Source organism: Kitasatospora sp. NPDC003701 (assembly GCF_053587085.1).
Genome location: NZ_JBSFNM010000032.1, coordinates 48,539 through 61,508 on the forward strand (window position 1 = coordinate 48,539; position 12,970 = coordinate 61,508).

Annotated in this window: 11 protein-coding genes; 4 read left to right on the forward strand and 7 right to left on the reverse strand. The window is 75.7% G+C overall.

Annotated elements, in window-relative coordinates; all coding sequences use genetic code 11:
- Positions 1-55 precede the first annotated feature (55 nt).
- Positions 56-526 carry an N-acetyltransferase family protein gene (locus ACWDRR_RS26495; protein WP_449774730.1) on the reverse strand — a complete coding sequence of 157 codons (471 nt, stop codon included), beginning with the start codon at positions 524-526 and terminating at the stop codon, positions 56-58.
- A 255-nt stretch (positions 527-781) separates the two neighbouring features.
- Here ACWDRR_RS26495 and ACWDRR_RS26500 point away from each other — a divergent pair, with 255 nt between their 5' ends.
- On the forward strand, positions 782-2,032 hold the full coding sequence (locus ACWDRR_RS26500) for a saccharopine dehydrogenase family protein (RefSeq protein WP_449774731.1): 1,251 nt from the start codon (positions 782-784) through the stop codon (positions 2,030-2,032).
- 79 nt (positions 2,033-2,111) lie between these two features.
- Here the strand turns inward: ACWDRR_RS26500 and ACWDRR_RS26505 are convergent, their stop codons facing one another.
- The 3 genes from ACWDRR_RS26505 to ACWDRR_RS26515 form a co-directional block, all read right to left on the reverse strand.
- A complete protein-coding gene (locus ACWDRR_RS26505) occupies positions 2,112-2,720 on the reverse strand; it encodes a hypothetical protein (protein WP_449774732.1) in 609 nt (202 codons plus the stop codon).
- A 97-nt stretch (positions 2,721-2,817) separates the two neighbouring features.
- The gene (locus ACWDRR_RS26510) at positions 2,818-3,660 is read right to left on the reverse strand and encodes an MBL fold metallo-hydrolase (protein ID WP_449774733.1); all 843 of its coding nucleotides are present in this window, start codon (positions 3,658-3,660) and stop codon (positions 2,818-2,820) included.
- Positions 3,661-3,681: 21 nt separating this feature from the next.
- Positions 3,682-6,585 carry an AfsR/SARP family transcriptional regulator gene (locus ACWDRR_RS26515; protein ID WP_449774734.1) on the reverse strand — a complete coding sequence of 968 codons (2,904 nt, stop codon included), beginning with the start codon at positions 6,583-6,585 and terminating at the stop codon, positions 3,682-3,684.
- Positions 6,586-7,029: 444 nt separating this feature from the next.
- Here ACWDRR_RS26515 and ACWDRR_RS26520 point away from each other — a divergent pair, with 444 nt between their 5' ends.
- The 3 genes from ACWDRR_RS26520 (at position 7,030) to ACWDRR_RS26530 (ending at position 9,613) form a co-directional block, all read left to right on the forward strand.
- Complete coding sequence (locus ACWDRR_RS26520) at positions 7,030-7,986, forward strand: hypothetical protein (protein ID WP_449774735.1); 957 nt, start codon at positions 7,030-7,032, stop codon at positions 7,984-7,986.
- A gap of 239 nt (positions 7,987-8,225) precedes the next feature.
- Positions 8,226-8,948: a dienelactone hydrolase family protein gene (locus ACWDRR_RS26525; RefSeq protein WP_449774736.1), complete on the forward strand. Its 723-nt coding sequence runs from the start codon at positions 8,226-8,228 to the stop codon at positions 8,946-8,948.
- Between the two features lie 230 nt (positions 8,949-9,178).
- Positions 9,179-9,613 (forward strand): hypothetical protein, encoded by a 435-nt coding sequence (locus ACWDRR_RS26530; protein WP_449774737.1) that lies wholly within the window; start codon positions 9,179-9,181, stop codon positions 9,611-9,613.
- Positions 9,614-9,819: 206 nt separating this feature from the next.
- On the opposite strand, the gene ACWDRR_RS26535 is transcribed toward ACWDRR_RS26530, so the two are convergent.
- The 3 genes from ACWDRR_RS26535 to ACWDRR_RS26545 all read right to left on the reverse strand — a co-directional run bounded on the left by ACWDRR_RS26535 (position 9,820) and on the right by ACWDRR_RS26545 (position 12,912).
- On the reverse strand, positions 9,820-10,263 hold the full coding sequence (locus ACWDRR_RS26535; RefSeq protein WP_449774738.1) for a nitroreductase family deazaflavin-dependent oxidoreductase: 444 nt from the start codon (positions 10,261-10,263) through the stop codon (positions 9,820-9,822).
- Positions 10,264-10,471: 208 nt separating this feature from the next.
- Positions 10,472-12,166, reverse strand: coding sequence for a hypothetical protein (locus ACWDRR_RS26540; protein ID WP_449774739.1), 1,695 nt, complete (start codon positions 12,164-12,166; stop codon positions 10,472-10,474).
- Entirely contained in the window at positions 12,163-12,912 is a 750-nt protein-coding gene (locus tag ACWDRR_RS26545; protein ID WP_449774740.1) for an ABC transporter ATP-binding protein, read from the reverse strand. The genes ACWDRR_RS26540 and ACWDRR_RS26545 overlap by 4 nt, the downstream gene beginning before the upstream one ends.
- Positions 12,913-12,970: the final 58 nt, after the last annotated feature.

The window sequence follows — 12,970 nt, forward strand, 5'->3', positions numbered from 1 at the left end:
ACCGGTGAGGTGAGCGGCGGCACCGTCCGAGTACCGCGGACCGGGGGCGGCTCGCTCAGCCGGTCGGCAGGACGTACCGGGTCTTGGCGGTGGACCGGCCGCCGAGCCGGTCGTAGAAGCGGATGGCGTCGGTGTTCCAGGGCGGGGTCTGCCACTGGACGTGGGCGAGCCCGAGGCGGCGGGCCTCCGTCAGTACCGCGTCCACCAGGCGGGCGCCGAGTCCCAGGCCGCGGTGGCCGTCGCGCAGGTACAGGCAGTCGAGGTGCAGGTACTCCGCCCCGTCCCAGGTGGAGAGCTCGGGGGCGCAGGACGCGTAGCCGATCGGCTCACCGTCGCCCGGGTCGGCGACGAAGCAGCGCAGCCTGGGCACGGCGGTGTCGAAGAGCAGGACGGCCAGCCGCGCCGCGAGGTCGGCGGGCGGCGGTGCGGCCCGCTCGTACACGGCGTGCTCGGCCGCCAACAGGGCGAGCCGCGGCAGGTCCTCGGGCCGGGCCGGGCGTACGTGTGCTGCGGTGGGGGCGGTCATCGGGTCTCCCAGGGCGGGGGAAGGGGGTGACTCGATCCTCCCGAGCCGGTACCGGGCCCGGCCAGGGGCGAAAGCGCCGCGATGCGTCGGCATTGCGCCACCGGTCCGGCCATTGCCGTTGCCGTCGTCGCCGTCGTTGCCCTCCCGGTCCGCCGGAGCCGCGCGCCGGCCGCAGCTCCCCGATGGCGGTTGACGCCCGGGCGCCCGGTCCCTAGCGTGAGGCGCTCCGTCATTACCAGCCGGTAGGGATTCTTCATGGATGCCGTACGTCCGTACGACCTCGTCCTGTTCGGTGCCACCGGCTTCACCGGCGCGCTGACCGCCGAGTACCTGGCCCGGCACGCTCCGGCCCACTGCCGCTGGGCGCTCGCGGGCCGCAACCGGGCCAAGCTGGAGGCGCTGCGCACGCACCTCGCCACCCTGAGCCCCGGCTGCGCCGACCTCCCGTTGCTGGCCGCGGACGCCGCCGGCCCCGCCTCCCTGCGCGAGGTGGCGGCCTCGGCCCGGGTGGTGGCCTCCACCGTCGGCCCCTACCTCCACCACGGGGAGCCCCTGGTGGCCGCCTGCGCGGACGCCGGCACCGACTACGTCGACCTGACCGGCGAGCCCGAGTTCGTCGACCGGATGTACCTGCTGCACCACCGCCGGGCGGTCGAGACCGGTGCGCGGCTGGTGCACTCCTGCGGCTTCGACTCCGTGCCGCACGATCTGGGCGTGCTGTTCACCCTGGAACGGATGCGCGAGCTCGGTGTCCTGTCGGACGGTTCCGCGGTCTCGGTGCGGGGCTTCGTCCGGGCGGGCGGGATGTTCTCCGGTGGCACCTTCGCGTCGGCGCTGACCGTGATGTCCCGGCCCGCGGCGGCCACCCGGGCGGCCCGGGAGCGCCGTGCAGCCGACCCCCGGCCCGCCGACCGCACGATCAGTGCCAAGGCCGGCCCGGTCCGGTGGTCGGCCGAGGCCCGTGCCTGGGCGGTGCCGATGCCCACGATCGATCCTCTGGTGGTCGCCCGATCGGCCGCGGCGCGGCCCGACTACGGCACGGCCTTCCGCTACGGCCACTACGCGGCGGTCCGCCGGCTGCCGGTGCTGCTGGCCGGCGGCGCGGGGCTCGCCCTGCTGGCGCTCGCCGCGCAACTGCCGCTGCTGCGGCGGACGTTGACCCGCCTGCGCAGGCCCGGCGCCGGGCCCGATGTCGAGCGGCGCGCCGAATCCTGGTTCACCGTCCGCTTCGTCGGCGAGGCCGGCCCCGGGCGGCGGCTCTTCACCGAGGTGTCCGGAGGCGACCCGGGCTACACCGAGACCGCCAAGATGCTCGCCGAGTCGGCGCTCAGCCTCGCCTTCGACGACCTGCCCGCCACCGCCGGCCAGGTCACCCCGGCGGTGGCGATGGGCACCGTGCTGATCGACCGCCTGACCGCCGCGGGTCTGCGCTTCACCGTCCTGGACGCTCCGCCGACCACGGCCCCGAGCCGGGGGCGGCACCTGTCCGGCGGATCCGCCCACTGACGACGGGACACGGTGCCCGGTGGCCGCACCGTCGGGCTGCCGGACGCTTCACCCGGGCGCCGTGCTGCCCGAACCGGGCTCAGTGACCGCCCTTCGGCTCGGTGCAGCCGCCCTCCATGTAGTAGCCGTGCGCCTCCACCGAGAGCGGCCCGCCGCCGGGGCGGCCCTCGATGCACGGGCCCGCGCCGGGGACCTCCAGGGTGAAGCCGGCCGACCCGCCGTACGCGGTCACCCTGATCGACTCCCTCGGGTAGCCGAGGGACTCCAGGACGGTCTGCACGTCCGTCGCGTTGCCGGCCTTCCGGGCGGTCAGGGCGGCACGGATCCGGGCGGCGTGTGCGTCACCGCGGCACTGAACGGGGGCGGTCAACCGCGCGGTCTGCTTGTAGCCGTGGTTCTCGGCGTACTTGGCGGCCTCCGGGTCCAGCGGGACGGAGGCGGACGGACGCGGTGTCTCGGTGGCGGTCGCGCAGCCCCTCGCGACCTCCGGGTAGCGCCGGTCGTGCTCCGTGAGCACCTGCCGGGCCTGCTCCGCGGCAGCCTGCTGGGCCTGCCCCGCCTGTGCGGACGGGCTCGCGTCCGCGCTCGGGCCGGTGCCGGTGCCGGTGGTGTGCACGGTGCCGCAGCCGGTCGCGGCCAGCAGGACGGCCGTGATGGCCGTGACGGCCGTGAGAGGACCGCGTTTCACGGGTGGGCTCCAGTGCTGTCGACGGATGATCGTAAGAATCCTGCCCCATCGCGGATCGCGCTGTCCTGAGTACCCGTACTCAGGAGCGGCCGGCCGGTCAGGCCCGGCCGGGACGAGGCACCGGACGGGGGCCGAAGTCGGCCGGATCGTGGGCGCAGATCAGCCGCACCTCGTCGTGGTGCGCACGGCGCAGGTCGCGCAGCCGCTCCCGGTTGTGCAGGCGGGCGCCGTTGTCGGCCGCCATCATGCGCTGGAAGGCCGTCAGCCCGGGCGGGCGGCGGGGCGAGGCGGGGTCGACGTCCGTCTGCGAGAAGTAGGCGTCGCCGCAGTGCAGCAGCCAGCGGTCCGCCTCCCGGACGGCGACGCCGCAGTGGCCCCGGGTGTGCCCCGGCAGCGGGACCAGCAGGAGGTCGGGGGCCGCGTGCGGCAGTACCGGGACCGCGCGGAAGCCGTACCAGTTCTCGGTGGCCGCGTCCGGCCGGTGCTCCACCCAGCGCGGACCGTGGGCCCACTGGACCGGGCGGTAGCGGTCCCGTTCGCCGCGGGTCGCCAGGGCCTCGACGGCCCGGAGTTCGTCGGCGAGGACGTGCACCCGGGCGTGCGGGAAGTCGCCGATCCCGCCGGCGTGGTCGGGGTCGAGGTGGGTCAGGACGATGTGGCGGACGTCGCGCGGGTCGTGGCCGAGCGCGCGGACCTGGTGCACCGCGGTGGCCGCCGGTTCGAGCCGGGGCCGGACCGTCCGCAGGAACGACCGCCCGAGCCGGCGGGGGTCCGCGACGTCACCGGTCCCGAAGCCGGTGTCGACCAGGATCAGCCCCTCCGCGCCCTCCACCAGCAGGCAGTGGGCCGTCAGCCGTCCGACCAGCGGTCCGCCGCTGCCCAGCAGCAGCCGACCCCCGTACGGGCACATGGTGGCGCAGTTCAGGTGATGGACGGTCATCTCGCCTCCGGTGAGCTGGTGCTACGCGATCCGCATGGTGCCGCGGGCCCGGGCGGCGGGCGCGGCCTCGGCCGTGTCCGGTGCCCGGTGGCCCGCCGGTCCGGCCAGCTGCCCGTCCAGCTCCTCGGCCAGCCGGACGTCCCCGTGCGCGGTGTACAGGTCGCCCGCCGCCCGCAGGTGGTCGCGGGCCTCCTCGGTCCGTCCCGTCCCCGCCAGGAACTCGGCGAAGTGACGCCGCGCCAGGGCGTGCAGCCGCCCGTTCCCGCTCGAACCGCACAGGTGCAGGGCCTCCCGCCAGACCCGTTCGGCCGCTTCCGGTTCGCCCAGCGCCTGGCGGGCCAGCGCCTCACTGACCATCGCCCAGAGGTGGGCATTGGCCGTCGGACGGTCGGACAGCAGGGCGCGGGTCTCGCGTGCGTGCTCCAGTGCGGCCGCCGGCTCGCCCAGCACCACCTTGATCGCCGCCGAGTTGCTGAGCACGGTGGCGGCGTGCTCGCGCAGCCCGCTCGCCCGGATGAGGGCGAGGGCGGCCCGGGCGATCCGGTCGGCCTCGGCCGGGTCGCCGGACAGGGCGGCCATCGAGGAGCGGACGGAGAGGGCGTGGATGTGCAGTTCGCCGTCGGCCGGCGTGGTCCGGCCGACGGCCCGCCCGGCGAGCGGCAGCGCCTCCGCGACGCGTCCGCTGGAGCCGAGCGCGCAGGCCGTCGCCGCCTCCATGGCGGCCAGCCCCTCCCGGCCGCCGTCCAGCCGGGCGGCCCGCAGCCCGATCCGCAGGCAGTCGAGCCGGTCGGCGACGCGCCCGGCACCGTAGTAGAGGATCGAGGCCGACCGGGCCAGGCGCCAGGCGCGCTCGTGCTCGCCGCGATCGGTCGCGGCCGTCACCAGCGCGCGGAGCACCGGCTCCTCGGCGTGACACCAGGCGAGCGTGGACCGGACGTCGCCGAGCCGGGGCAAGGCGCGCGGCCCGGGCCCCGGCGGCCGGAACGGCTCGTGGTACGGGTTCATCCGCTGCACCGCCAGGCCGGCGGCCACGAGCTCGTAGTCGACCAGGCGCCGGAAGGCCTCCCGCTGCCGCTCCGGGGAGAACCGGTCGAACAGCTCCGCGCCGTAGAGCCGGACGAGATCGTGCCGGCCGAAGCGGCCGGGCGTCTGCTCCGACAGCAGATGGTTCGCGGTGAGCGGGCCGAGCGCCTGCCGGGCCGCCGCGGCCTCCGTGTCCAGCAGCGCGGCGGCCGCGTACGGGTCGGCCTCGGCCCCCGGGTGCACGGTCAGCAGCGCGAGCAGGCTCCGTGCGGCGTCGGGGAGATGGTGGTACGTCAGGGAGAGCGCCGTCCGGACGCTGGCCACTCCGCCCTGGGTGCCGAGCGCGGCCAGCCGGGTGCCCTCGTCGGTCAGCTCGTCCACCAGGTCGGCGACCCGCCAGCCCGGGCGCGCGACGAGCCGGGCGGCCACGATCCGCAGAGCCAGCGGGAGCCGGTCGCAGAGATCGGTCAGCCGCTCGGCCGCTTCCGGCTCCGCCGCCACGCGCTCGGTGGTGAGGCGGTCCTCCAGCAGGCTGTACGCGTCGGCGGGTGGCAGGGCGGCGAGCCGGAGCAGCGCGGCGCCGTCGGTGACCACCAGGTCCTCCAGACTGTTCCGGCTGGTGATCACCGTGGCGCAGCCGGGCCCGGACGGCAGCAGGTCGGCCACGTCGGCGACGCATCGCGCGTTGTCCAGCACGACGAGCAGCCGGCGCCGCCGGGTGTGGTCACGGAAGAGCGCGGCCCGCTCGGCCCGGTCCTCCGGGACCGCCTGCTCGGGCAGGCCGAGCGCCCGGAGGAAGCGTCCCAGGGCCTGGGCCGGGTCGCCCGGACCGGCGGGGTCGAAGCCGCGCAGGTCCGTGAAGAGCACGCCGTCCGGGAAGCCCGCCGCGGCGCGGTGCGCCCAGCGCAGCACCGTCGCGGTCTTGCCCACCCCGGCCGGGCCGGCCACCACGGCCAGGCCGTCACCGGTCCGGTCCGGCCCGCACTGCTGGTCCAGCCAGCGGCTCTCCGCCGCTCGGCCGACGAAACCCCTGGGCGGCCCGGGCAGGCTGCCGGTGGTCGCCGACATCGGTACGGGCGGCGCGCCGGGCGCGCCCAAGGCGCTGCCGGGTGCGGCCGCGGTGCTGCCGGGCGCGGCCGCGGTCGAGGGGGCAGCGGGTGCGTCGGCGCAGGCCCGGCCGGCCGCCAGCACCTCGGCGAGGGCCTGCTGCAGCGGGGGCCCCGGCGTCACGCCGAGCTCCTCGTCCAGCCGGGCGCGGGCCCGGTGGTAGACGCGGAGTGCGTCGGGCCCGCGCCCTGCCTGCTGCAGACAGCGCATCAGCAGGGCCACGGTGGGCTCCCGCAGCCCGTCCGCGCGGACGCTCTGCTCCAGCGCCGGGACGGCCGTGTGGCCGTGTCCGAGCCGCAGCTGCCGCTGTGCCCATGCGGTCAGCGCCTCGGTCCGGCCCTCGTCGAGCCGGCCGGCCAGGGCGGCGCACAGCGGGGTGGCCGGAAGGTCGGCGAGGGCCGCGCCGTGCCACAGCCCGAGCGCCTCCCGGAGCAGCGCGGCGGCGGTGGCGTCGTCGGTCGTCCCGGCGGCCCGTGCGGTGAGTGTCCCGGCGAGGAGCGCGTCGACCGCCCCGGGGTCGCCGTCGAGCCGGTAGCCGGGCGCGCGGGTGGCCAGCGTGAACCCCGAGTCGGCCAGCACCTTGCGCAGCGCTGCGACGTGCCCCTGCAATGCCGCCTTCGCCTGGGCCGGCGGCTCGTCGCCCCACAGCAGCTCGAAGAACCGCTCGACCGCCACCGTCCGGCCGAGGTCCAGCGCGAGCAGGGCGAGCACCGCCCGCCGCTGCGGACCGCTCACCGTGGCGGCCCCGCCGTCCGCGAGCCGCAGCTCGACCGGCCCGAGCAGTCGTATCCCCATCGTCCCCGTCCCGCCTGGTCCCCGTACCGCCGTCTCCGTGCAGGGTCGGCGACAGCCTACCGGCGAGTAGCATCCGGGTGGCACCCGCCGTCCGACGGGTCCGGTCGTCACCTCGTTGCCGGCCGTCGTCGCCTCCGGGCGGGCTGCGCATCCTCCCGCGCCCGTGGCCGAAATCCCTGCGGCGGCCGGGGAATTGGGGTCACCACCGCCACGGTGGGCGGGGTGGGCCACGGGGGACGGGGGGACGGGGGACGGGAACCACCGCGCGGGGACCGGGCGACCGGGGAGCGGCCGGCGGCGTCCCTTCGAACGGGAGTGCTCCGAGTGGGGGACGTCTCGATGGCGCGGCGGCGCTGTGCCGGTGACGGGCCGCCAGGCGTGTTCTGCTGGCGTCGGCACCGGGTGGTCCGTGCCCCAGCACTGTCGAAGCCGAGGAGAACGCCCATGCCCCGTCCGTCCCGCCGTCTCGTCGGACTGCTCGCCGCCGCCACCGCAGCCCTCGCACTTCCGGCCGCGACGCCGGCCGTCGCGGTGGCTCCACCGCTCTCCGAGCCCCGGATCGTTGCCCACTTCGACCTGGCCCGGGGCCTCCAGCCGGAGAACATCGCCCTCGAACCCGACGGCTCCGCGGACCTCACCTTCTCCTTCGCCCGCCAGATCGGCCGGGTCGACCCTGCCGGGAACCTCACCGTCCTCGCCACCCTGCCCGCGCCCGCGAACCCGGCCACCCCGCTGCTCGGCGCGGCCGTCGTCAGCGGCCTCGCCCGCGCCCACGACGGCACCCTGTACTTCGGCTACGCCACCGGCACCGCCGACCTCACCGGAATCTGGCGGCTGTGTCCCGGCGGCACCCCCGAGCGCATCTCCGCCTTCCCGGCGGACAGCCTCCCCAACGGTCTCGCCCTCGACGAGCGGGAGGGCCGGCTCTACTCGGCCGACTCGGCGCTCGGCGTGGTCCGGTCGGTCCCGTTGGACGGCGGCGAAGCGACGGTCTGGTCCGACGACGCCCGGCTCAGGCCCACCACGGGCTTCGGAGCCAACGGCCTCAAGGCGCACCACCACGCCGTCTGGGTCGGCAACACCGACACCGGCACCCTGCTGCGCCTCCCGATCCGGGACGACGGCACCGCCGGTCCGGCCGAGGTCCGCGCGACCGGCCTCGGCGGCCTGGACGACTTCGACTTCGTCGGGCACGGCGACAACCTGATCGCCGCTCTCAACCCTTCGAGCGAGGCCGCCTTCATCGGCGCGGACGGGACCCACCACACCGTGCTCGGCGCGGCGGACGGCCTCTCCAACCCCACCTCGGTGGCGGTCCGCGGGGACGCCGTCTACGTCCCGAGCGCGGCGTACTTCACGCAGACCGACCCCAACCTGCTGCTCGCGACGCTGGAGCGGTGACGGGCGCCGGCGCCGGCCGGCCACCTGCCGGACCGCCTTCGCGGCGGGCCCAGGAGCTTCCGCGAATAACCTGTTGGCGGACCACGGTGCCCGCTGCTACCTTTCCGGAGGCCGTGCGAGAGAACGAGGAGGTGGTACCCGTGAACGCGATATCGACATGGGTGCTCCCCTCCGGGGTCACGGTCGGGCGGTAGGTCGTCCGGGAGCGCCGTTCAAGCGCATTCCCGAAAGGCACGACCATGCACTTCATTACCGAACAGCGCCTCGACGACGGTGTCCTCGAGCGCGAATTCACCCTCGGCGAGATCCCCGGCACCCTGTGGACGCCTGCATCCGCCGCACCGGCCCCGCTGATCCTGATGGCCCACAACAACGGCCTGCCCAGGACGGCAGACCGGCTGGTGGCGCGGGCCCGGTACTGCGCGGCGCAGGGCTACGCGGTGGCCACCATCGACGCCCCCGGGTGCGGTGAGCGGCCGCGTTCCGCCGCCGACGAGCAGGTCCGCGCCGACCTCCGCCGGGCGATGCAGGCCGGCGAGCCGGTCGACGAGATCTTCGAGTCCCTCGTCGGCCCGCTGGTGGAGAATGCGGTCCCGGAATGGCGGACCACCCTGGACGCCCTCCTCGCGCTGCCGGAGATCGGCGGCCCGGTCGGGTACTCGGGGTGGACCGCCGTCGGCATTCGGCTGGCGGTGGCCGAGCCGCGCATCGCGGCCGCCGGTTTCTTCGCCGGTGGTTACGTGCCCCGTGCCCAGCGCGAGGAGGCCCGGCACGTGACCGTCCCGCTGCTGTTCCTGCTGCAGTGGGACGACGAGGGGAACCCCCGGCAGCGGGCCCTGGACCTGTTCGACGCCTTCGGTACCGGGGAGAAGACCCTGCACGCCAATCCGGGCGGCCACACCGGCACCCCGTGGTTGGAGGCGGAGGACGGGATCCGGTTCTTCGGCCGGCACCTGACGTGATCCCCGGCCGCCAGTAGCCGGTAGGAGCTGCCGGCCGGGACGCCGGCAGACACCCGACTCGCCGTCCGGGGCGATCGGTCGCAGACGTGTGACCGAACGCCCCGGACGGCCGATGTGCGTTGCGAGGTGACCGCCTGTCGGCGACGAAACCGTCGTCCGGGACGGACGTCGATCGCGTGGTGTCGAAACTCGCATGCGCTGCCGCCAGGGAATGTGCCACGCTCCGGTGCATGCCGGCTCGTAACCGCAGACTGCCGCGCCACCTGTCGTGGCCGCTCACCCCGACGGACCTCCGCGCGGTGCTCGGCGAACCGCTGATGGATGAGGTCTCCCTCATCTTCTTCGGGCAACCTTGGCACGACGGCACGCTCCTGCAGGTCTCACGGAACGGCCTGACCACCTCGAACTACGGCTACAGCACGTTCTCCCCCGCGTGGTCGCGGCTGTCGATCGGTATCGTCCCGCTCCCGGCCGGTGAACGGGCCCACGCCCGCGGCGTCCTGCGTGCGCAGGCACTCCCCGAACTCCGGGACTGGGCGGACCGGCTCCGCCGAGCACCCGAAACGCGTGCCCTGACCAGCCACAGCGCCTCCTGGCGCGTCACGGGCCACGGTGTGGCCCGCCGCGAGGACGACCAGTGCTACCCGCCGGCCGAACCCGGGTGAGCAGGTCGACGACCCGCGACCCGAACGAGATCACCAGCCGCCGCAGGCCCCGCCGGTCCAACGCCGGTTGTCGAGTCGTGCCGACCGAGGACCGCACGCCGGGCAGCGCCGTCGGCGACCCGTGACGTGCCGGGTCGCGGCTCAGCCGGTCGGCGTGGGCGTCCGGGGTAGCCGCGCAACCCGTCCCGGTGCGGGCCGTCCGTCCGTCAGGCGGGCTCGATGACCACGATCGGGATCTCGCGGTCGGTCTTGGTCTGGTACTCCTCGTAGGCGGGCCAGTGGCCGACCATCACCGGCCAGAGGGCGGCCCGCTCCTCGGAGGTGGCGGTACGGGCGGTGGCCTGGAGGATCTTGGGGCCGACCTGGACACGGACCCGGGGGTCGGCCGTCAGGTTCCGGTACCACAGGGGCGCCTCGTCCGCCCCGCCCTTGGAGGCGACGACGAGGTAGTGGCCGCCGTCCTCGCCGTAGATGAGGGGGGTGCGCACGGCTTGCCCGGAGACCCGGCCGACGGTGGTCAGCAGGAGGGTCTGGGTGCCGTTCCAGTGCTGGCCCTCGGTGCCGTTCGAGCTCACGTACTGCTTGACGTGGTCCAGCTGCCAGGTGCCCGGCTTGGGGTCCTTGGGGTGGTCCCAGTCGATGTCGGTCACGGTGCTCGCCTGCCTTCGTGAGGAACTGGTCAACAGTTTCGACAACGACCGTCAACGCCCTTGGGCACGGCTCCATTCCGGTGGATCCGCGCAGGCGGCTCCGGCCGCTCCGCCGTGGACGAGCACGGGCACGGCCCGCGTCGTGCGGGCCGTGCCCGGGGGGTGCTGCGCCGGCCGGTCCGGGCCGACGACCGCGCGGGGTACCGGTCTAGGGAGTGCTCGCCCCGGGGCGGGCCTTGCTCATCTTCACCGCCCTGGCCCGCGCCCAGCGCAGCAGCAGGACCGCGACCACCACCGCCATCAGGGCGGCCTTGCCGACGGCGACGGTCGCCCCGCCGCGCAGGGCGGAGGAGAACATCGGCGTCAGCGCCGCCACGCCCACCGCGGGCCCGGCCGCGTACCAGGCGGCGAACAGCAGCGGGCCCGTCCCGCCACCCGCGCCCTGGGCCGGGGAGAACATCAGGTCCTTGCGCAGCACCCCGCGGCAGGCGTTCACCAGGCCCGCCGCGACCAGGGCCGGCGCGGCGGCCGGTGCGAGCCAGGCCGCCGGGCCCGTGCCCGCCGCCAGCAGCGCCCCGGTGCAGGCCAGCCCCAGCAGGACCCCGGTCAGCGTCGGAACGATCGCATGGCGCAGCATCAGGGCGGCGAAGGGGTACGGCGACCACGAGGCGCGCCGGACGTCGTCCGTCTCGATCCGGGCCGGCTCCAGCAGCTGCGCGACGGCCAGGTAGCCGAAGACCAGCGCGACGGCGGTGGTCAGCCAGGACAGCCCGCCCGTGGCACCGTGCGCGAGGACGGCGCAGAGCAGTGCGGGCACCGCCAGCACCACCGCGCGACCCAGCCGGGCGGGGGAGCGGAGCAGGGCGAGGGTGTCCCGCCACGGCACGACCAGCCAGGCCCGCCGGGGCGCCGGCAGCCGGAGCCGGCGTTGCCGGGCGCTGCCGTTGGCGCCGTTCACCGCCAGCCGTGCGCTGCGCAGCTCGACGGTCCGGAGCGCGGCCAGCACCCCGGCGGCCGTCCTGGCCCGCTCCCGCAGCCGGGCCAGCGGCACCGTCGCGGCGGATCGGTCGGCGAGCACCAGGGCGGCGCCGGTCGAGACCAGCAGGAGCGCGGCGGCCACCCAGCCGCCCGCCACGGCGGCCGGGGTCGGCGCCAGCGCGGCGATCGCGGCCCAGCCCCACGGGCCCGACCACGTTTCGACCAGTTCCAGCCAGTGCAGCGGGTGACCGGCGACGGCCAGCGCGCCCTGCCCCGCCAGCGCGATGATCAACAGTGTCAGATACGGAGTGAGCCGGCGCACCCAGCGGGCGGCGCGGTCGCTGCGCTCCACCACCAGCGCGGCGCAGGTGGCCAGAAGCGGCACGCAGAGCCCCCCGAGCAGGCACCAGCCGAGCGCGGCCGGCAGGCCGACCCGAACGGTCAGCCCGAGCGCGATCATGCCGCCGACCGCCGCCACCAGGCCGGGGAACGCGGCCACCGCGCAGGACAGCCAGAACCACGGCCGGAGCACCGGGCGGGGCCGGACGGGGTGGGTCAGCAGCCAGTCGGTCGCCGCCCGGGGCGGTACCACCGGGCCGCGCCACAGGCCGTCCCGGGCCAGCAGGAGGAAGGTGAGCAGCCCGATCGCGGTGACACCGGCGGGCATCGCGGCGAGCAGATCGCCGCCGTGCCCGGTGTAGTCGGCGCCCATCGAGGCCTGCAGGAACAGGCCGAGGCTGGGCACGCCGCCCCAGATGATCAGGATGAGCACCACGCAGTAGACGGCGAAGCCGATCGACTTGGCGCGGTTGCGCCGGTGGGGCGCGCGCAGGGTGCGCAGCAGGGCGAGAGTCTCGTCGGTCCAGTCGTCGTCGTCCGTCCAGGCCTCGACGGCGGGGTCGGCCTCCGCGTGGGTGGTGGTCACCGGGCGACCGCCGGTCCTGCGGCGGTGCGGGCCGCGAAGTCCGCCGCGAGCACCTTGCGGGTCGCGCCCTGCTTCAGGATCTTGCCGTCCTCCAGCACCACCACCCGGTCGGCCACGTCCAGGGCCAGGTCGGTGTGGTGGGTGACCAGCAACACCCCGACACCGTCCGCGAGTTCGGCCTTGAGAAGGTCGGCGAGGTGTCGCCGGGCGTCCGGGTCGAGCCGCTGCTCGGGCTCGTCCAGCAGCAGCAGATCGCGCGGACGCACCAGCGCGCAGGCCAGCAGCAGGGCCTGCATCTGTCCGGAGGAGAGGGCCGAGGGCAGCGCGTCGGCCCGTTCCGCGAGCATCCGGTCGGCCAGTACCTGGGAGACCCAGCCGGGCGCGTCGGCGACCCCGTGCGCGACCGCGACCAGCAGCAGGTGCTCGCGGACGGTGAGGTCGGGGTAGCAGGCGACGGTGTCGCCTACCACCGCCACCCGGGCCCGGACCCGGGGGTCGTTCTCGTCCATCGGGATGCCGTCGAAGACCACGGTGCCCTTGCTGGGCGCGTCGCGTCCGGCCGCGACCCTGAGTAGGGTCGACTTGCCCGATCCGTTGTGTCCGAGCAGCGCCACGCACTCTCCGGCGGCCAGCGACAGGCTCACGGGGTGCAGCACCTCCCGCTCGCCGTACGAGCGGCTGACGCCGGTCAGCTGCAGCAGGGGCCTGCGGGCCGCGGCTCGTGGTTCGGCGGTGTTCTTGGCCATGGGGGAGGACGCCTCTCAACGGGGTGTCCGGCCACAGTACCGATCCGCCGGCGGCCAC